Source organism: Streptomyces smyrnaeus (assembly GCF_017676345.1).
Taxonomy (GTDB): Bacteria; Actinomycetota; Actinomycetes; order Streptomycetales; family Streptomycetaceae; genus Streptomyces; species Streptomyces smyrnaeus.
This window is the reverse complement of record NZ_JAFFZM010000008.1, coordinates 32,020-51,725: the sequence shown is the minus strand read 5'-3', so window position 1 is coordinate 51,725 and position 19,706 is coordinate 32,020. Positions and strand designations below refer to the sequence as shown.

Sequence of the window (19,706 nt, the reverse complement as noted above, 5' to 3'; positions counted from 1 at the left end):
GAAGCCAGCACGTGCGCCGTCGGCTCATCCTGTCCATCCTCGCCGTCGTCCTCGTCGTCGTCGCGGTCTTCGGCATCTCGCTGGTGATCGTCGAGTCCCGCACGATCGAGAACAGCACCAAGGAGAACGTCCGCGCCGAGGCGGTCCGCGTGGTCTCCACCGTCGAGAGCCGGCTGCTGGCCGGGGAGCGGGTGACCAAGGAGTCCATCGGCGTCACCACCTCCAAGGACCGCTACGTCCGCTACATCCGCATCGAGCTGCCCGACCGGCGGCCCATCGAGGTCGGTGAGCGGCCCTCCGGCGATGTCGTCGAGGCCAAGGAGACCGGCGCGCACGGCGAGCACGTGACCGTGCAGGCGTCGCGTTCCGCGGTGCGGGCCGAGGTCGGCCGCACCCTGCTGATCATCCTCGCGGTCGCGCTGCTGGCGGTGGTCGCCGCAGCTGTGCTGGCCGTACGTCAGGCGCACCGGGTGGCGGCCCCGCTCACCGACCTCGCCGAGACCGCCGAACGCCTCGGCTCCGGCGACCCGCGCCCCCGGCACCGCCGCTACGGGGTGCCGGAGCTGGACCGGGTCGCGGATGTGCTGGACGCCAGCGCCGACCGCATCGGCCGGATGCTCACCGCCGAGCGGCGGCTGGCCGCCGACGCCTCCCACCAGCTGCGCACCCCGCTGACGGCGCTGTCCATGCGGCTGGAGGAGATCATCGCGATGGCCGAGGGCGACGAGCCGGGGGACCGCGCCGTCGTCCGCGAGGAGGCGACCATCGCGCTCGCCCAGGTCGAGCGGCTGACGGACGTGGTGCAGCGGCTGCTGACCAACTCCCGTGACCCGCGTACCGGGTCCGCGGTCAGCTTCGATCTGGACGAGGTCGTCAAGCAGCAGATCGAGGAGTGGAAACCCGCCTACCGCAGTGCGGGCCGGGCCATCGTGCGCTCCGGCAAGACCGGCCTGCGTGCCGTGGGTACGCCGGGCGCGGTGGCTCAGGTGCTGGCGACGCTGATCGAGAACTCGCTGATGCACGGCGAGGGCACCGTCGCGCTGCGCACCAGGGTCACCGGCAACCAGGTGGTGGTGGAGGTCACCGACGAGGGCCCCGGGGTGGACGAGGCGCTGGGCTCACGTGTCTTCGAGCGGACGGTCAGCGGCCACAACTCCACCGGTCTCGGCCTCGCCGTCGCCCGCGACCTAGCGGAGGCCGACGGCGGACGGCTGGAGCTACTTCAGCAGCTGCCGCCGGTCTTCGCGCTGTTCCTCAGCCGCGAGGCCGCCGACGTCGACGCGTCCGCCTCCGGCTGAGCCCGCCGGTTCCACGGCGAACCGGACACCGCCCGATCCGGCACCCGCGGGTTCGTCACCGGGCCGCGCCTCCCGGGCCTGCTCGGGCGCCGGGCCCGCGTCCGTACCGGCGCCGGTGTCCGCTGCTGCCCGCGCTCCCACCTTGAAGACCCAGGTGCGGTACGCCCAGAAGCGGAAGACGGTGCCGATGGCGAGCCCGATGACGTTCTTGGCGATGTTGTCCGCCAGCGGCGAGGTGTAGCCGAAACCGTAGTGCGAGAGGGCCAGGATGCCGTTCTCCAGCACCAGCCCGGCGCCGCTGAACAAGAAGAAGAGGACCGTCTCGCGGTGGATCCGGTTCTTGTCGATGTGCCGGTAGGTCCAGTAGCGGTTGCCCAGGTAGTTGGTGCCGATCGCGACGACCTGCGAGATGACACCGGAGCGGATGGGTGCGAGCTGGAACGTGTGGATGCACAGGTTGAAGATCGCGACGTTCACCAGGAAGCCCAGCGCACCGACGGCGCCGAACTTGGCCAGTTCGCGCACGAGCCGCTCCAGTCCCGGGCGCATCGTGCGCCATTCACCCATAGCGATACTGAGCCCCGTTCCGGTCGGCGTGTCGAAGGCTGCCCATGCTAACCAGCCGTGCATGAGCTCTGTAGGGCGATTGACGCACACCGGGCGGCGAGGGTTGAGCGCGGCCCGGCAGGGTGCGGCGGCAGCCGCTGGTCAGTCGGCGACGGTGATACGGAAGGTGACGTCGGTAACGCCGTGGTCCTCGTCGATCCGCTGGTTGCCGGTCCCGCACTGGAAGCACTCGCGCAGCCGGAGCCGGGTGCTGCCGGGCTTCTCGGCCCGGAAGGAGTACCAGCGCTCGCCCCGGTCGCCCGCGCTGTCCGGGTCGAAGCCGTGCGAGGAGGTCTCCAGCCGAGTGACGATCTTCGGGTCGGGGCGCTGCCCGCGGACGATCCACCGGTACCCCTCGCCGGGCCGGTAGGGGACCTTCAGCACGAACTGCTCGTCTGGGCGGACGTGGACACTGGTCTGCTCGACGCCGAACTCCCGCGGCCGTGGGACACCGCTCCCCCCGTCACCGCCGCTGTCGCTGCCCCCGCCGGCTCCGCCGCTCCCGCCACCGCCGCACGCCGTGGCGGCCAGCAGCACGGCGAGGGCCGGCGTGGCTTGTTTCCTCCGTCGCTTCGTACAGCGCATCTCGTCCCCCGTTGTGGACAGGTCCATATCAAGATCGGCCGGTGCCGAGGGTAGCCGGAGCGGTGGAAGGCGGACCTGGCGGGCGGAGCGCTCCGGCCCGCCCCGTACCCTGGAACCGTGACATTCCCGGTAGTCGGCATGGTCGGCGGCGGCCAGCTCGCTCGTATGACCCACGAGGCGGGCATCCCGCTCGGCATCAGATTCAAGCTCCTTTCCGCTACGCCGCAGGACTCCGCGGCGCAGGTCGCAGGCGACGTCGTCGTCGGTGACCACCGAGATCTGGACACGCTGCGGCGCTTCGCCGAGGGCTGCGACGTGATCACTTTCGATCACGAGCATGTGCCCACCGAGCACCTCCGCGCCCTGGAGGCGGACGGCATCCCGGTGCGCCCGGGCCCCGACGCGCTCGTCCACGCGCAGGACAAGGGGGTGATGCGCGCCCGGCTCGCCGAACTCGGCGTGCCCGCGCCGCGCAACCGGATCGTCACCGGGCCCGACGACGTGGCGGCGTTCGCGGCGGAGGGTGCGGGCGAGGACGGGGGCGACGGCTTCCCCGTCGTCCTCAAGACGGTGCGCGGCGGCTACGACGGCAAGGGCGTGTGGATCGTGCGCGGCGCCGACGACCCGAACGCGGCCGAGCCCTTCAAAGCGGGCGTCCCGGTGCTCGCCGAGGAGAAGGTCGACTTCGCGCGGGAGCTGGCCGCGAACGTCGTACGCTCCCCGCACGGACAGGCCGTCACCTACCCCGTGGTGGAGTCCATCCAGGTCGACGGCGTCTGCGACACCGTGATCGCACCCGCGCCCGAGCTGCCCGAGAACGCCGCCGTGCGCGCCCAGGAGATCGCGCTGCGCATCGCGCACGAGCTGGGCGTCGTCGGGCATCTGGCCGTCGAGCTGTTCGAGACCAAGGACGGCGGGCTGCTCGTCAACGAACTGGCCATGCGGCCGCACAACTCCGGGCACTGGACCCAGGACGGCGCCGTGACCTCCCAGTTCGCCAACCATGTGCGAGCCGTGCTCGACCTGCCGCTGGGCGACCCGCGCTGCCGGGAGCGCTGGACCGTGATGGCCAATGTGCTGGGCGGCGACTACCCGGACATGTACGCGGCGTATCTGCACTGCATGGCGCGCGACCCCCAGCTCAAGATCCATATGTACGGGAAGGACGTGAAGCCCGGCCGCAAGGTCGGACACGTCAACGTCTACGGGGACGACCTCGCCGACGTACGGGAACGTGCCGCACACGCCGCGGGTTACCTACGGGGCACCATCGTGGAGTGAGCACCCCGTGACGGCCGGCTGTCCCGCCGTGGGGGTGCGTGCCCTTCCCACCCGCCCCTCGCTCCCGCCCTGAGCCGTTTCTCTCTTACTAGGAGCCGCATTGAGTACAGCCAGCCCTCTCGTGGGGATCGTCATGGGATCCGACTCGGACTGGCCCGTCATGGAGGAGGCGGCCAAGGCGCTGGACGAGTTCGCGGTGCCGTACGAGGTCGATGTCGTCTCCGCGCACCGGATGCCCCGCGAGATGATCGCCTACGGCGAGGACGCCGCCGATCGCGGGCTGAAGGCCGTCATCGCGGGCGCCGGCGGCGCGGCGCACCTGCCGGGCATGCTCGCCTCGGTCACCCCGCTGCCCGTCATCGGCGTGCCCGTACCGCTCAAGTACCTGGACGGCATGGACTCGCTGCTGTCCATCGTGCAGATGCCGGCCGGCGTTCCCGTCGCCACCGTCTCGGTGGGCGGGGCGCGCAACGCCGGGCTGCTCGCCGTACGGATGCTGGCCGCCCACGACAGCGAACTGCGCGAGAAGATGCGCGACTTCCAGCAGGAGCTCAACGAGCAGGCCACCGAGAAGGGCAAGCGGCTGCGCGCCAAGGCCGCGGGAGAGACCGGGTTCGGCTTCGGCCAGGCGGGGGGCAACCGATGACCCGTCCCGACAACCCCAACCTTCAGCGCGCCCGGGCGCTGCTGACCGAGCACCCCGTCGTGGACGGGCACAACGACCTGCCCTGGGCGCTGCGTGAACAGGCGCGCTACGACCTGGACAGGCTCGACATCGCCCAGGACCAGCGCGAGAAGCTGCACACCGACCTCGCGCGGCTGCGCGCGGGCGGGGTCGGCGCGCAGTTCTGGTCCGTCTACGTCCCCGGCGAGCTGACCGGGGACGACGCGGTGAGCGCCACCCTGGAGCAGATCGACGCCGTGCGGCTGCTGGCGGAGCGCTACCCCGAGGACCTCCAGCTGGCCTTCACCGCTCAGGACGTGGAGGACGCACACGCCCAGCGCCGCATCGCCTCGCTGATGGGGGCCGAGGGCGGGCACTCCATCAACAATTCGCTGGCCGCGCTGCGCGCCCTCCACCAGCTGGGGGTGCGCTATCTGACGCTCACCCACAACAACTCGCTGGACTGGGCCGACTCGGCCACCGACGAGCCGCGCGCGGGAGGGCTGAGCCGCTTCGGCGAGGAGGTCGTCCGCGAGATGAACCGGCTCGGCATGCTGGTGGACCTCTCGCACGTGGCGGCCGAGACGATGCGGGACGCGCTGCGGGTCACCGAGGCGCCCGTGATCTTCTCGCACTCCTCCGCGCGCGCCGTCTGCGACCACCCGCGCAACATCCCCGACGACGTGCTCGCCCAGCTCCCCGCCAACGGCGGCGTGGCGATGGCCACCTTCGTGCCCAAGTTCATCCTCCCGGAGGCGGTGGCCTGGACCCGGGCGGCCGACGAGAACATGCGGGCGCACGGCCTGGACCACCTGGACCTGAGCGACGAGGGGCGCAAGGTGCAGCGCGCGTTCGAGCAGGCCAACCCGCGGCCGGTCCCGGACGCCGCCACGGTCGCCGACCACCTCGACCACATGCGCGAGGTCGCGGGCATCGACCACATCGGCATCGGCGGCGACTACGACGGCACCGCCTTCACCCCGGCCCAGCTGGAGGACGTCGCCGGCTATCCGCATCTGGTCGCCGAACTGCTGGACCGCAAGTGGTCCGAGGCGGACCTGGCCAAGCTGACGTGGACCAACGCCCTGCGGGTGCTGCGCGAGGCGGAGGAGGTGGCCCGCACGCTGCAGACCCGGCGCGGGCCCTCGATCGCCACGATCGGACAGCTGGACGGCTGACCGGCCGCCGGCCGAGCCGGCGTCAACTCCCCGCGGCCGGCGCCGACTCCCTGCGGGAGGCGGCCGTGGAGCAGCGGGCCCCGAGGCGGTGAGCGGTCTTGACCTCGCCCCCGGGGCCCGCGAGCATCAGCGGGCCCACTCCTTGTGTCCAGGGAGGACCATTGGCCACTTCGGAATCGTCCGGCTCGCACCCCACCCCAGCAACTTCCACCCCTTCCGATTCCCCCGGCGCCCTCGCCCGGCGCCGCCTCCTCCAGGCGTCCGCCGCCGCGGGCGGCGCCCTCGCCGTCTCGGGCACGGCCCTCACCGCACCGGCAGCCGCCGCACCGACGCCGACCGCCGCCCCCGCGCAGGCCGCCACCAAGGCCCGCACCGTCTCCTTCTCCGCCGCCACCAACGGCGCCGCCACGCTGGTACCCGGCAGCGACCGGATGATCGCGGAGATGCAGAACATCCTCTGGTCCATCCCCCGTTCGGGTGGCGCGGCGCGTGCGCTCAGCGCCCCGGGACTGGAGCCCACCCGGCCCGTGCTGGCCCCCGACGGCAAGACGGTCGCCGTGTGCGCCTACCACGACGGCGGCTTCCACATCTGGACCCTGCGCCCGGACGGCTCCGGCCTCCAACAGCGCACCGACGGGCCCTGGGACGACCGCGGCCCCTCCTGGTCGCCGGACGGCACCCGCATCGCGTTCGCCTCCGAGCGCGAGGGCGACCCGGTCAAGGGCAGCCCGTACCGCATCTGGGTGCTGGACGTACGCAGCGGTGAACTGACCCGCCTCACCGGCAGGAAAGGGCAGGAAGGGCCGCTCCAGGGCGGCGACTGGGAGGACTTCGACCCCACCTGGTCGCCCGACGGCGAGCGGGTGCTGTGCGTGCGCGGCAGCGTGATCGAGGGGGAGTCCGGCCCGCAGCTGCGGGCGCGCACCCTCGTCTCCGTCGCGGCCGACGGTTCCGGGGACGTCCGCACCGAGCACGAGGACCCGACCGAGGGCGTCGCCCTGATGACGCCCGCCGTCTCGCCCGCCGGCAAGGTCGCCTATCTGCGCACCACCGCCGCGCCCAAGGCGTCCTGCACCCTGGTGGTGGACGGCGAGGCGGTACGGGTCGACGGCGACCTGGCGCCGGTGCCGCCCCGCTGGGCCGACCGCGAGACGCTGCTGCTGACCGTCTCCGGAACCTTCCGGCTGCTGCGCCCGGCCCGCCCCGAGTCGGTCGAGCGCATCGACTTCACCGCCGAACTCCCCACCCAGCGCCCCCGCTACCGCGTCAAGGACTACGGCTTCGAGGCGCCCGGCAGACACCGGGTGCGCGGTGTGCAGCAGCCCGTCCTCTCCCCGGACGGCGAACACGTCGCCTACGTCGCCCTCAACGCGCTCTGGCTGGCCCGCACCGACGGCCGGGGCCGCCCACGCAAACTCGTCGAGGCCTCCGAGTCCCGCTACATCTGCGCGCCCTCCTTCTCCAGGGACGGCGAAGCACTGCTCTACAGCGACGACCGCGACGGGCTGCCGGCCGTGCGCCGCAGAGAACTCGACTCGGGGAAGGACAAGGAACTCGCCGCCGGTGGCCGCGTCTTCGGGGCGCTGTCCCCGGACGGCGACAAGCTGGCCTGCCTGGACATGGCGGGCAATGTGCTCGTCAAGGATCTGGACAGCGGCCGGGAGCGCACGCTGGCCGGGCCGCTGGGCGGCGGTGGCCTCCCCGGTCCGCCCTCCTGGTCGCCGGACGGCCGCCGACTGGCACTGTGCGACCGTAACCGGCTCAACCACCGCTTCCGCGAGGGCTACAACCTCATCCGCGTCCTCGACACCGACAGCGGCGAGGAGGCCCTGCACCCGCTGGCGCCGCACGCCTCGCTCGCCGACCGCTACGCCGCCGGGCCCGTCTGGTCGCCCGACGGGAAGTGGATGGCGGCCGTGTCCGAGTCGGCGCTGTGGGTGCTGCCCGTGGGGAAGGACGGCAGCCCGGCGGGGGAGGCGCGGCGGCTGTCCGACGAGAGCGCCGACCACCCCTCCTGGTCCGGCGACTCCGGCACCCTGCTGTATCTGTCCGCGGGCAAGCTGCGACTGCGCCAGGTCAAGGGCGGGAAGGCGCGTACCGTCCGGCTGGAGATGTCCTGGCGGCGGCCCGCGCCCAAGCAGACCGTCGTCCACGCCGGACGGCTGTGGGACGGCACCGGGGACGGCGTGGTCGAGGACGTCGATCTGGTGCTGCGGGACGGCCGGATCGCCGAGATCTCCCCGCACCGCGCGGGCCGCCGCGCCGAGCGCCGGCTGGACGCCTCCGGGCTGACGGTGCTGCCGGGCCTGTGGGACACCCATACACACCCCTGGCAGACGACCTACGGCGGCAGACAGACCGTCGCCCAGCTCGCCTACGGCATCACCACCGCGGTCTCCTTCGGCGGCTTCGCCTACGAACAGGCGCGGCTGCGCGAGGCGGTGGCCGCCGGAAAGCTGGCGGGCCCGCGGCTGCTGGCCACCGGCGAACTGCTGGACGGTGCCCGCGTCGCCTACAGCATGGGCAGGGCCCACCGCACGGCGGACGGGCTGCGGCGTTCCCTGGAGCGTGCGGGAGCGCTCGACTGGGACTTCGTCAAGACGTATGTACGCGCACCCGCCACGGCGATGCGCCAGGCGGCCCGCTACGCCCACGAAGAGCTCCAGGTCCGCTCCGGCAGCCACCTGTGCACCCCCGGCGTCCAGGTCGGCCAGGATCTGACGACCCACCTGCAGGCCACCCAGCGGCTGGAGTTCGGCCATGCCACTACCGCCACCGGGCGCGCCTACGAGGACGTCGTCGGCATCTACTCCACGCCGGGCGACTTCCACCTGGTCGCCACGCCCTTCACCGCCCTCCCGCTGCTGGGCTCCCATCCGGAGCTGGCCGAGGACGAGCGGGTGACCCGGCTGCTGCCTCCGTGGGACGTGCAGGCCGTACGGGAGCGGGCGGCCACCTCGCCCACGAAGGACGAGCTGGCCACCCTCGAGGTGGAGACGGCCGTCTACCGGCGCGTGCTGGCCGCGGGCGGCTATGTGGCGCTCGGCACCGACCAGCCGCTGGTGCCGGTCGGGCTCCACCTCCACCTGGCGCTGCGCGCACTGCACCGGGCCGGGCTCAAGCCGCACGAGGCGCTGCGTACGGCGACCGTGCTGCCCGCCAAGGTCTTCGGCGCCGAGCGCGAGCTGGGCACCGTGGAGGAGGGCAAGCTGGCGGACCTCACCCTGGTGGACGGCAACCCGCTGACCGACTTCGACTCCCTGGTGCGCACGGTGACGGTCGTACGCGGCGGCGTCCCGTACGAACAGAAGGAGCTGGTCGACGCCTACGGCGCCGAGCGGACCCGCGCCCACGGCGAGGGGCGGCAGTCGCACTGGCGGCAGGTGAGCAGCCAGCTGCGCCGGGACGGCTGCTGCGACATGGGGCACTGAGCCACCAGCATGCCTGAGGGCCGGCGTCCCAGGACGCCGGCCCTCCGATGCGTGCGCTGCGCCGTTACGGCAGGTTCCTCGCCATCACGATGCGCTGGACCTGGTTGGTGCCCTCGTAGATCTGGGTGATCTTCGCGTCCCGCATCATCCGCTCGACCGGGTAGTCACGGGTGTAGCCGTAGCCGCCGAGCAGCTGGACGGCGTCGGTGGTGATCTCCATGGCGGCGTCCGAGGCGTAGCACTTGGCGGCGGCGCCGAAGAAGGTCAGGTCCTCCTTCTCGCTGCCCTCCGAGACCCGCTCGGAGCGTGCGGCAGCCGCGTAGGTGAGCTGCCGGGCCGCCTCGATCTTCATGGCCATGTCGGCAAGCATGAACTGCACGCCCTGGAAGTCGCCGATGGGCTTGCCGAACTGCTTGCGCTCCTGCACATACCCCTTGGCGTAGTCCAGGGCACCCTGTGCGATGCCGAGAGCCTGCGCGGCGATGGTGATACGGGTGTGGTCCAGGGTCTGCATGGCGGTGGCGAAGCCGGTGCCCTCGGCGCCGATCATCCGGTCGGCCGGGATGCGCACGTTGTCCAGATAGACCTCGCGCGTGGGGGAGCCCTTGATGCCCAGCTTCTTCTCCGGGGCGCCGAAGGAGACGCCCTCGTCGTCCTTCTCCACCACGAACGCGGAGATGCCCTTGGTGCGCTTGTCCGGGTCGGTGACGGCCATCACCGTGTAGTAGTCGGAGACCCCGGCGTTGGTGATCCAGCGCTTGACGCCGTTGAGCACCCAGCTGTCCCCGTCGCGTACGGCCTTGGTCTTCATACCGCCCGCGTCCGAGCCGGCGTCCGGTTCGCTCAGGCAGTACGAGAACATCGCGTCGCCCTTGGCCAGCGGCGCCAGATAGCGCTTCTTGAGCTCCTCGGAGGCGGAGAGGATCACCGGCAGCGACCCGAGCTTGTTGACGGCCGGGATGAGGGAGGAGGAGCCGCAGACCCGGGCGACCTCCTCGATGACGATCACGGTGGCCAGCGCGTCGGCGCCGGCACCGCCGTACGCCTCCGGTACGTGCACCGCGTGCAGGTCGTTGGCCACCAGCGCGTCCAGCGCCTCCTGCGGGAACCGCGCCTCCTCGTCCACCTCGGCGGCGTACGGGGCGATCTTCGCCTCGGCGAGCGCGCGCACCGAGTCGCGGAGCATCTCGTGCTCCTCGGACGGCCGGTAGAGGTCGAAATCAGACGCCAAGGTGTCTCACTCCTTCGCCGAGCCCGCCAAGGCCTGGGGCTGCCGGGCTCGCTGGGGGTTGCCTGGGTGCTTGGTTGCCGAGTGACCCGGCACTGCTAATTACCGTTAAGTAACACTGATTTTAGTGGCCGAGGGCTCCCTGGGGGTACGTGAGGTTCACGACAGGAGCGGTCCCGTTATGCTCGCGGACAGCGTTCTGCCGTCACAAGGAGCTATCCGCATGGCCTCGCCCAAGATCACCGTGATTGGCCTCGGCTACCTCGGCGCCACCCACGCGGCCGCCATGGCCGAGCTGGGCTTCGAGGTGCTGGGGCTGGACGTGGTCCCGGAGAAGATGCGCAAGCTTGAGCAGGGGCAGGCCCCCATGTTCGAGCCGGGACTGGAGGAGCTGCTGCGCGCACACGTCGCCGGCGTGGAGGGCTCCACCGGGCGGCTGCGCTTCACCGACTCCTGGGAGGAGGTCGGCGCCTTCGGCGACGTCCACTTCCTGTGCGTCAACACCCCGCAGAAGCACGGTGAGTTCGCCGCCGACATGAGCTACGTCGACCGGGCCGTCGACTCCCTCGCGCCGCATCTGCACCAGCCCGCGCTCGTCGTCGGCAAGTCCACCGTCCCGGTCGGCAGTGCGGAGCGGCTCGCGGCCCGGATCGCCGAGCTGGCGCCCGCCGGGGACGAGGCCGAGCTGGCCTGGAACCCGGAGTTCCTGCGGGAGAGCTTCGCCGTCAAGGACACCCTCCACCCCGACCGCATCGTCGTCGGGGTCGGCGGGCCGCGCGGCGAAGGGCTGCTGCGCGAGGTGTATGCGCGGCCCATCGCCGAGGGCACCCCGTTCCTGGTCACCGACTTCCCGACGGCCGAACTGGTCAAGACCTCCGCCAACTCGTTCCTCGCCACCAAGATCTCCTTCATCAACGCCATGGCCGAGGTCTGCGAGGCGGCGGGCGGTGACGTGGTGAAGCTCGCCGAGGCCATCGGCCACGACGACCGCATCGGCCGCAAGTTCCTCCGGGCCGGAATCGGCTTCGGCGGCGGCTGTCTGCCCAAGGACATCCGCGCCTTCATGGCCCGCGCCGGTGAGCTGGGCGCCTCCGAGGCGCTGTCCTTCCTGCGCGAGGTGGACTCCATCAACATGCGCCGCCGTGCCCAGATGGTCGAGCTGGCGCGCGATGCGCTGGGCGGCGCGCTGCTGGGCAAGCGCATCGCCGTCCTGGGCGCCACGTTCAAGCCCGATTCCGACGACGTACGGGACTCGCCCGCACTCAACGTCGCCGGCCAGCTGCATCTGCAGGGCGCGCAGGTGACGGTGTACGACCCGAAGGGCATGGAGAACGCGCGGGCCGTCTTCCCCACGCTGGGCTACGCGGACAGCGCCCTGGACGCCGCCCGCGGGGCCGATGTCGTGCTGCATCTGACGGAGTGGTCGGAGTTCAAGGAGCTGGACCCGGCCGGGCTCGGTGACGTCGTCGCCACCCGCCACATCCTCGACGGCCGCAACACGCTGGACCCGGCGCTGTGGCGCAAGGCCGGCTGGACGTTCCGCGCTCTGGGGCGGCCGACGCTGTGACCCCGGCCGCCCGCCCGTAGCCTCGTAGCCGCAGGCGGCGGGCCCCTCCGGCCTGCTATCGGGCGCGGCGTGCCCGATAGGTGCGCATCTTGGCGCGGCTGCCGCACACGGCCATGGTGCACCAGCGGCTGCGGCCGGCCGGGCTGCGGTCGTAGTAGACCCACTGGCAGTCGTGTGTCTCGCAGGCCTTCAGGCGCTGCCAGCTGCCGTCGCCCGCCGCGGTGGCGATGCGGGCGGCGAGGTGGGCCGTCAGAGCGGGCAGCCCCGTGAGGCCGGGTGCCGCCTCCAGCGCGGCCTCGCCCCGCGCCTCGATCCGCAGGGCCAGCGGTGCCGCGCCCAGGTGCCGCTCCAGCGTTTCGGCGGCCTCCGGCGGTACCGGTGCACCGCTGGTGTGGGCCAGACAGGCGGCACGCAGCGCCTCGCGGAGCTCCCGCAGGCCTGCCAGGTCGGGTTTGCCCAGCCGCAAGCGCGTCAACCCGTGGTCGCTGAGGAACCGGGCCAGGCCCTCCGGGGTGGCGAGCTGGTCCTTGCCGGTCTCGATGTCGAGCGTGTTCACCAACTCCTGCACCAGAAGGAGTGGTTCCGGCGCCTGTCTGTCTCCCACCCTTGTGACGTTACCGGTATTCGTCCATCATGTGGTAACCCGACCGTTACCACTTGAGGCCTGGTACCGGTAACGGCCGATCGGTGGTCGACGGCGAGCAACCGAGAGGATTCACGATGGCCATCCCCAAGATGGGCGTAGTCGTACTGGACTGCCCCGACACCCGGCGTCTGGCGGAGTTCTACGCGCAGCTGCTGGGCTGGAAGGTGGACCCGGAGAGCGACAGCTCGTGGACGGAGGTGCTCGACGAGGACGGCCGGCGGCGGCTGGCGTTCCAGCAGGCGCCGGGGTTCGTCCCGCCGCAGTGGCCGAGCGAGGAGCACTCGCAGCAGTTCCACCTCGATCTGGACGTACCGCCGTCCCGGATCGAGGAGGCCGAACAGGAGGCACTGGCGCTGGGCGCACGCCTCCTGCAGGACGACGGGGACGGCGCCCGGGATTTCCGCGTCTATCTCGACCCGGCCGGGCACCCCTTCTGCCTCTGTCTGGTCGACCGCTGAGCCGAACGGCAGCGGCGGGCGGAAACACCGAGGCCGGGCCCTGTCCAGGGCCCGGCCTCGGTTCTCGGCTCCGCTCGGCTCACCGGCACGCCTCGGCGCCTGGCGTGTCGGCGGCCGGCACCGCAGCGCTTGGAGGTCAGCGGTCGGAGGTCACGGTCACCTTCTCGTCGTTGTTGAGCTGGCTGACCAACTTCTTGACCTTGGCCTTGTCCCACTGGAGGTTGCCGTTCGGGGCGTTGCCGGCGATCGGCATGTTCATGGACTTGCCGTCGCCGCCGGAGACGCCCTTCATGGCCCAGAACATCGAGGCGACGTTCCACAGGCTCATGTCCTTGTCCACCTTGAGGGTGTCCAGGCCGGCGCCCATCGTCGGGTAGAGCTTGAACGGGTTGAGGACGGTGCTCGGAGTCGCGGTCTGGTTCGCCAGCGCCGAGAGGAACTTCTGCTGGTTCTTGGTGCGGTCCAGGTCGCTGCCGGGCAGCGCGTAACGGGTGCGGACGAACGCGAGCGCCTGCCGGCCGTCGAGGGTCTGCTTGCCCTTCTGCAGGTCGGCGCCGGACTTCTCGTCCTTGATGTCGCGCGGGATGTCCATCTCGACGCCGCCGACCGCGTCCACGATCTTCGCGAAGCCGCCGAAGCCGATCTCCGCGTAGTGGTCGATCTTCAGCCCGGTGTTGTGCTCGACCGTACGGACGAGCAGCTCGGGCCCGTCCTCGGCGTAGGTGGCGTTGATCTTCGTCTGGCGGCCCTGCGCGGGGTAGTGCTTGCCGGACTCCGAGCCGGTGTAGGACGGAACCTCGACGTTCGAGTCGCGCGGCAGCGAGATCATGGTGTTCCCGTTGCTGCCCACGTGCAGAATCATGATCGAGTCGGTGCGGCCCTCGTCCGTGGGCCCGCCGGTGTGGAGCTCCTTCTTCTCCTCGTCGCTCATGCCCTCGCGACTGTCCGAGCCGACGATGAGGTAGTTGGTGCCGTCCCCGGCCTCGGGGCGGTCCTCGACGATGCTGAGGTCCACCTCCCGGCGCAGCTTGGAGTCGGCCCAGAAGTAGGTGCCGATCGACCAGGCCAGCACCACGACGACCAGCGTGATCAGTGTCCACTTGGTACGGCGGCGCCAGTCCGGTCGTGGCCGGCCGCCGTAGTCGCCGCGGTCGCCGCCCCGGCCGCCTCCGTAGACCTGGCCCTCGTTGTAGCCGGAGTCGTACCCGTCGTGCGGCCTTCCGTAGCCCGCGTCGTATCCGGGCCCCCCGCCGTAGCCGGACCCCTGGCCCGGGCCCCGGCTCTGCGGAGGGACGCCCGGGGCCGATGTATGGGGCATGACACGTGTGGGGTCGGGACGGGACGCGCCGCTGCCACGACCTTCCCGGCCCCGCGAGCTATCGGGCCACTGATTCATGCCCCGCAGTGTGCCTGCCCTGGAGGGGAGGAACACAGGGCGGGTACCACTTCGGGGTCAGGCTGTAGCAGTTCTGATGCAAATTGCCGCGGTCTGCGGGGCTTCCCCAGGCGGCGCGGGGCGGGGAGCGGGGCGGCCCGACCTCGGCGGAGCACGGGGCCCGGAGCCGTCCGCTTATGGTGGTGTCATGTCTGATCAGGGCCCTCAGTCGGCAGGGGACGACCTTCCCGGAAAGCCGACATCGGCGTCTCGCACGACGCTGTCGCACATCATGACGGCGGCCGACACCAACCTCCTCGGTACCGTCCACGGTGGCGTGATCATGAAGCTGGTGGACGACGCGGCCGGGGCGGTCGCCGGCCGTCACTCGTCGGGGCCCGCGGTAACGGCGTCCATGGACGAGATGGCGTTCCTCTCACCGGTCCGCGTCGGCGATCTCGTCCACGTCCACGCGCAGTGCAACTGGACGGGCCGCACCTCCATGGAGGTGGGCGTACGCGTCATGGCCGAGCGCTGGAACGAGTCGACCCCCGCACAGCAGGTCGGATCGGCCTATCTGGTCTTCGCCGCGGTCGACGAGGAGGGCAAGCCGCGCTCGGTGCCGCCGGTGCTCCCGGAGACCGAGCGGGACCACCGGCGGTTCCAGGAGGCGCAGATCAGGCGTACGCACCGGCTCGCCCGGCGCCGGGCCATCAGGGAGCTGCGCGAACAGCGCCCCGACCAGTAGCACCCGCACCCGGGCGGACGGCTACTCGCAGTCCACCTCGTCCCCCCGCATGGGTGCCTCGCCCGGGGAGCTGTCCACCTCCGGGGGCTCGACCCGGCGCACCCGTTGGTCCGGGTCACCGATCGTCACCTTCATCCGTGCGCCCCGGCGCTCGGCCTTCACCAGTTCGGCTCCGGGAAGCGCTGCGGCCAAAGAGCGGGCGGAACGGTTCCAGCGGGGGTCGTAGGTGATGGTCGTCCGGGGGCGGTCGGCGCGCGGAGCGTTGGTGGCGACCCCGGCGGTGGCGAAGCCGGTGCCGCGCAGCTGCCGGTCGATCCGCGCACCGAGCCCTTGGCGGCCCGTGGCATTGGCCACCTCCACCTTGATGTTGCGCGGGGCGACCTCGACCTGCGGGGGTCCGCCCCGCTTCGGCTCGGTCGGCCCGGACAGCGGACGGTCCTCGCGCAGCGCCGCGAACAGCTTGGCCGCCTTGCGCTCGTCCCATTTGACGGTCGAGCCCAGGCCGGGCACCCGGTGGTCGGTGTCGGCCAGCGGTACGGAGGCGAACTCCGAGGACGCCGGGCTGAAGCCGCGCATCGCCTGACCGAGGGCCATCATCTGCTCGGTGCCGAATCCCTGGTCGGCGCGCACCGACTCCAGCAGGGTCGCTGCCACCTTGTTGAAGCGCACCGGGTTCATCAGCACCCCGGTGTCGGTGGCCCGCGACATCACCGAGGCGAGGAAGTGCTGCTGCCGCTTCATCCGGCTCAGGTCCGAGCCGCCGTCCAGATGCCGCGCCCGGACGTACTGCAGTGCCTGTCCGCCGTTCAGCTTGGTGGTGCCCTTGGGCAGGTCGAGACCCGAGTAGCTGTCCTTGAGCGGCTTGGTCGTACAGACCGGCACGCCGCCCAGCACGTCCACGGTGCTCATGAAGCTGGTGAAATCGACCTCCAGGTAGTGGTCGACATGGACGCGCGTGAGCTTCTCCACGGTCCGCACGGTCAAGGGGGCGCCGCCCGCCGTGTAGGCGGCGTTCAGCTTGGCGGGTCGCTCGGCCACCCGCTTGCCGGTGGTGCGGTCCTTGTGCGGCGGCAGTTTTGTGTAGGTGTCGCGCGGCAGGCTGACGACCGTGGCGCGCTCCCGGTCGCCGGAGAGGTGGACCAGCAGCATCGTGTCCGTGCAGTCGCAGGCCGAGCCGCCCAGGTTGTAGCGCTCCTTCTGGGTGGCCGAGAGCCCGTCTCTGCGGTCGGTGCCGACGACGAGGAAGTTGACGCCGTTGTCGTCCTTGGGGCGGCTGTCGGTGTCCAGTCCGTCGAACGGGTCGACCCTGCGCACGTCCGAACTCAGTCCTGTCACCATCGCGTGCCCGACGCCACCGGCGGCCAGCAGCAGCACGGAGGTGCCCGTGGCGATCCGCAGGCCCCAGCGCGGGCCCTGACGGCGTCGGCGTGGGCCGTTGTGGGGGGAGGAGGCGCGTCGAGGCAAGAGTGGCCGCCTTCCGCAGAGACGAACAGAGAAAGTACTTAGGGTGACAATACGGTGACTTGAAGTTCCCACACTGTATGCCGGTACGATCTCCGGATCGTGCGTACACGCCGTCCCGTCCCGGGACCGGCCCCAGGAGGGGCGCGGGCGTACGGACCGTTCGCCCGATCGCGGTAACGTGAGCGCCGTGACTCGCGAGAACCGACGTCCTTCCCCGGACTCCCCCCCGGACGCAGCCCAGCCTCCCGTCTCCGTGATCATGCCGGTCCTCAACGAGGAACGGCATCTGCGCAGCTCCGTGCGGCACATCCTGCAGCAGCGCTACGACGGCGAGCTGGAGGTGGTCATCGCGCTGGGGCCCTCCACGGACCGTACGGACGAGATCGCCGCCGAGCTGGTCGCCGAGGACCCCCGCGTGCACACGGTGCCCAACCCCACCGGCCGTACCCCGGCCGGGCTGAACGCCGCGATCAAGGCGTCCCGGCATCCGGTGGTGGTGCGTGTCGACGGGCACGGGATGCTCTCCGCCGACTACATCGCCACGGCCGTGCGGCTGCTGGAGGAGACCGGCGCCGCCAATGTCGGCGGCATCATGCACGCCGAGGGCGAGAACGCCTGGGAGCACGCCGTCGCGGCGGCGATGACCTCGAAGATCGGTGTGGGAAACGCCGCCTTCCACACCGGCGGCACCGCCGGCGAGGCCGAGACGGTCTATCTGGGTGTCTTCCGCCGCGAGGTGTTGGAGCAGCAGGGCGGCTACAACGAGGAGTTCATCCGCGCCCAGGACTGGGAGTTGAACTTCCGCATCCGCGAGGCGGGCGGGCTGATCTGGTTCTCGCCCGAACTGCGGGTCTCCTACCGGCCCCGGCCCAGCGTGCGCGCGCTGGCCAAGCAGTACCGCAACTACGGCCGCTGGCGGCACGTCGTGGCCCGCTACCACGCCGGGTCCATCAATCTGCGCTATCTGGCACCGCCGGCCGCCGTGTGCGCCATCGCGGCCGGCCTGGTGGTGGGCGTCGCCGTCACCCCGTGGGGGCTGGTGGTGCCCGGCGGCTATCTGGCGGCCATCGTCGCCGGCTCGCTGCCCGCGGGCCGGGGGCTGTCGCTGAAGGCCCGCGCCCAGATCCCCGTCGCGCTCGCCACCATGCACATGTCGTGGGGGTGGGGTTTCCTGACCAGCCCGAAGAAGCTGGCCCGCAAGGTCATCGCGAGCCGGCGGGCGCCGGTGCCGGCCACGCAGTAGCGGCAGCCGGAGCGCACCGGCGGCGGACGAACGTATGTAAGGGGCGCCCTCCCTGGGAGGGCGCCCCTTACGCGTTCAGTTGCGTCCTACGCGTTCAGCCGCGTCACCCGCCGCGGGCGGCGTCAGCGCCTCACCACGTGTAGTTCGGGTTGACGTCCATGCACGCCTTCTTGTTGTCGCCCCGCAGCGCGTCCGCGCTGTCGGGCGCCTTCTGGTCGTCCTTCTTGCCGTCCGCGCCGCTGTCTCCCTTGGGATAGCTCGGCCCCTCACGCCAGTCGGCCCCGATGATGAGGGTGACCCGCTGCACGCCCGCGGAGTGCTTGACCAGCCGCTCCGGGATGCCGAGCGCCTTGGCGACGGCCAGCGCGTCACCGCGCTGTTCCTCACGCGGATAGCTGATGGTGGTGTCGGCGCGCGACTGGGGCGTCTGGTCGGCGGTGGCCTGGCGGAAGCCCTTGTTGGCCAGCGCGCCCGCGATGACGCTCGCCCGGCCGGTGACCGGCCGCTGGAGCGCGGTGCCGGTTCCGTTCATCACGCTGATCGGGATCTCGGCCTTCGGCTGCGACGGCTCGGTGGGCTGCGCCGACTTGCTGGCCTCGGCCTTCTTCTTGTCCTTGCCGTCGAGCGCCACGTCGTTGCGCACCAGGGAGAAGACCTTGTCCGCGTCGCCCTCCTTGGGCACCACATAGCTGCCGCCGGGACCGTACTCCCACGGCATGGTGGCCATGGTGATGCGCTTGGTCGGCACCTGCTTGAGATCGTTGCCAAGGTCGTAGAGCTTCTTGACCGAGCCGATGCCCTTGTCGACGGTGAGCGCCTTGGTGGCGGCCTCCGCCAGATCGCGCAGCTTGCCCGGGTCGGTCAGCTTGGTGCCCGCCTTGAGCTGGCGCACCATCGCGTTCATGTACATGTGCTGCGCCTTGGCACGCCCTATGTCCGTACCGTCGCCGAAGCCGTGCCGGGTGCGCAGCCAGCTGAGGGCCTGCTCGCCCTTGATGACGGAGGTGCCCTTCTTCAGTTTCAGTTTCGACTTCGGGTCGTGCACGTTCTCCTTGACGCAGACCGGGACACCGCCGACCGCGTCGGCCATGGAGACCACGCCTGAGAAGTCGATCATCATGAAGTGATCGATCGGGATGCCGGTCATCTCTTCCCAGGTGGCCACGGTGCACCCGGGGCCGCCGTGCTGCAGGCTGGTGTTGATCTTGTCGGTGGTCGCCGGATAGACCTTCCCGTCGTCCGGGTCGGTGCACTTGGGGATCGTCGTCCTGGTGTCTCGCGGTACGGAGATGACCGACATGTTGCTGCGGTCGGCGGAGACGTGCAGCAGCATCTGTACGTCCGCCAGCGGCGGCCGGTCGCGGTCGGCGCGGGAGCCGCCGAGCCGTACGTTCTCCTCGGAGGCGCGTGAGTCGGAGCCCAGCAGCAGGATGTTCATCGGCCGCTGTCCGGCGGCGTTGGGGTCGGAGCGGTGGAGCTTGTTGTCCCCGAGGTTCAGCTCGTCCTTGTCGAGGTTGCTGTTGAGGTGCTGGTAGTAGAGGTAGCCCGCTCCCGCCGTGCCGAGTATGAGCACCGCGAGGACGACCGCGGACCAGCGCAGCGCGCGTTTGCCCCGGCTCGGCCGCTTGGCACGGCTCACCGCTGCCCCGCCTCCGCCGCCCCGGCCGGCTCTGTTTCCCGCCCCGCTTGTCTTCTCGCTCCCGCGCTGTCCGCGGCGGCCCCGGCCGCCGTCGGCGCCGGGCGTATCCAGGGGTGCGGACGCCGCACCGGATGCGCTCTCGGGGCTCGGGTCCCGCTCTGCCGGGTGGGCCCCGTACAGGCTTTCGTCCCAGCCGCGGTCGGCGGCGGTGGGGGCGCCGCGCTGCGCCTCCCTGCCGCCGCCGGTGTCGTTCTGCCGCACGGGACCTCCCCGAGATGTTCAGGTTGTGCTGCCC

The 19,706-nt window shown here is 71.4% G+C and carries 16 protein-coding genes; 9 read left to right on the top strand and 7 right to left on the bottom strand.

What is annotated here, in order from left to right; genetic code table 11:
• Positions 1–11: 11 nt before the first annotated feature.
• The gene (locus tag JW613_RS14730) at positions 12–1,298 is read left to right on the top strand and encodes a sensor histidine kinase (protein ID WP_209211277.1); all 1,287 of its coding nucleotides are present in this window, start codon (positions 12–14) and stop codon (positions 1,296–1,298) included.
• Here JW613_RS14730 and JW613_RS14725 read toward each other — a convergent pair.
• On the bottom strand, positions 1,218–1,865 hold the full coding sequence (locus JW613_RS14725) for a GtrA family protein (protein ID WP_245225692.1): 648 nt from the start codon (positions 1,863–1,865) through the stop codon (positions 1,218–1,220). The genes JW613_RS14730 and JW613_RS14725 overlap by 81 nt on opposite strands.
• 141 nt (positions 1,866–2,006) lie before the next feature.
• The gene (locus tag JW613_RS14720) at positions 2,007–2,516 is read right to left on the bottom strand and encodes a protease inhibitor I42 family protein (protein ID WP_209211276.1); all 510 of its coding nucleotides are present in this window, start codon (positions 2,514–2,516) and stop codon (positions 2,007–2,009) included.
• A 48-nt stretch (positions 2,517–2,564) separates the two neighbouring features.
• Here JW613_RS14720 and JW613_RS14715 point away from each other — a divergent pair, with 48 nt between their 5' ends.
• The 4 genes from JW613_RS14715 to JW613_RS14700 all read left to right on the top strand — a co-directional run bounded on the left by JW613_RS14715 (position 2,565) and on the right by JW613_RS14700 (position 9,043).
• Complete coding sequence (locus JW613_RS14715) at positions 2,565–3,770, top strand: 5-(carboxyamino)imidazole ribonucleotide synthase (RefSeq protein WP_209211486.1); 1,206 nt, start codon at positions 2,565–2,567, stop codon at positions 3,768–3,770.
• 133 nt (positions 3,771–3,903) lie between these two features.
• Positions 3,904–4,416 carry a 5-(carboxyamino)imidazole ribonucleotide mutase gene (gene purE / locus JW613_RS14710; protein WP_099886547.1) on the top strand — a complete coding sequence of 171 codons (513 nt, stop codon included), beginning with the start codon at positions 3,904–3,906 and terminating at the stop codon, positions 4,414–4,416.
• Positions 4,413–5,612, top strand: a complete 1,200-nt coding sequence (locus JW613_RS14705; protein ID WP_209211275.1) for a dipeptidase — start codon at positions 4,413–4,415, stop codon at positions 5,610–5,612. Before purE ends, JW613_RS14705 begins: the two co-directional genes overlap by 4 nt.
• A 161-nt stretch (positions 5,613–5,773) precedes the next feature.
• On the top strand, positions 5,774–9,043 hold the full coding sequence (locus JW613_RS14700; RefSeq protein WP_209211274.1) for an amidohydrolase family protein: 3,270 nt from the start codon (positions 5,774–5,776) through the stop codon (positions 9,041–9,043).
• A 64-nt stretch (positions 9,044–9,107) separates the two neighbouring features.
• Here the strand turns inward: JW613_RS14700 and JW613_RS14695 are convergent, their stop codons facing one another.
• Positions 9,108–10,274, bottom strand: a complete 1,167-nt coding sequence (locus JW613_RS14695; RefSeq protein WP_280635170.1) for an acyl-CoA dehydrogenase — start codon at positions 10,272–10,274, stop codon at positions 9,108–9,110.
• Between the two features lie 220 nt (positions 10,275–10,494).
• Between JW613_RS14695 and JW613_RS14690 the strand changes: the two genes are divergently transcribed.
• Entirely contained in the window at positions 10,495–11,838 is a 1,344-nt protein-coding gene (locus tag JW613_RS14690) for a UDP-glucose dehydrogenase family protein (RefSeq protein ID WP_209211273.1), read from the top strand.
• A 55-nt stretch (positions 11,839–11,893) separates the two neighbouring features.
• Here the strand turns inward: JW613_RS14690 and JW613_RS14685 are convergent, their stop codons facing one another.
• Complete coding sequence (locus JW613_RS14685; RefSeq protein WP_209211272.1) at positions 11,894–12,442, bottom strand: CGNR zinc finger domain-containing protein; 549 nt, start codon at positions 12,440–12,442, stop codon at positions 11,894–11,896.
• A 116-nt stretch (positions 12,443–12,558) separates the two neighbouring features.
• Between JW613_RS14685 and JW613_RS14680 the strand changes: the two genes are divergently transcribed.
• A complete protein-coding gene (locus tag JW613_RS14680) occupies positions 12,559–12,942 on the top strand; it encodes a VOC family protein (protein ID WP_209211271.1) in 384 nt (127 codons plus the stop codon).
• Positions 12,943–13,078: 136 nt separating this feature from the next.
• Here JW613_RS14680 and JW613_RS14675 read toward each other — a convergent pair whose 3' ends face one another.
• Positions 13,079–14,338 carry an LCP family protein gene (locus JW613_RS14675; RefSeq protein ID WP_209211270.1) on the bottom strand — a complete coding sequence of 420 codons (1,260 nt, stop codon included), beginning with the start codon at positions 14,336–14,338 and terminating at the stop codon, positions 13,079–13,081.
• A gap of 187 nt (positions 14,339–14,525) precedes the next feature.
• Here JW613_RS14675 and JW613_RS14670 point away from each other — a divergent pair, with 187 nt between their 5' ends.
• A complete protein-coding gene (locus JW613_RS14670; protein WP_209211269.1) occupies positions 14,526–15,065 on the top strand; it encodes an acyl-CoA thioesterase in 540 nt (179 codons plus the stop codon).
• A 21-nt stretch (positions 15,066–15,086) separates the two neighbouring features.
• On the opposite strand, the gene JW613_RS14665 is transcribed toward JW613_RS14670, so the two are convergent.
• Positions 15,087–16,529: an LCP family protein gene (locus JW613_RS14665; RefSeq protein ID WP_245225690.1), complete on the bottom strand. Its 1,443-nt coding sequence runs from the start codon at positions 16,527–16,529 to the stop codon at positions 15,087–15,089.
• Positions 16,530–16,716: 187 nt separating this feature from the next.
• Between JW613_RS14665 and JW613_RS14660 the strand changes: the two genes are divergently transcribed.
• On the top strand, positions 16,717–17,772 hold the full coding sequence (locus tag JW613_RS14660; protein WP_099886544.1) for a glycosyltransferase family 2 protein: 1,056 nt from the start codon (positions 16,717–16,719) through the stop codon (positions 17,770–17,772).
• 130 nt (positions 17,773–17,902) lie between these two features.
• Here the strand turns inward: JW613_RS14660 and JW613_RS14655 are convergent, their stop codons facing one another.
• On the bottom strand, positions 17,903–19,672 hold the full coding sequence (locus JW613_RS14655; protein WP_209211268.1) for an LCP family protein: 1,770 nt from the start codon (positions 19,670–19,672) through the stop codon (positions 17,903–17,905).
• Between the last annotated feature and the right edge of the window lie 34 nt (positions 19,673–19,706).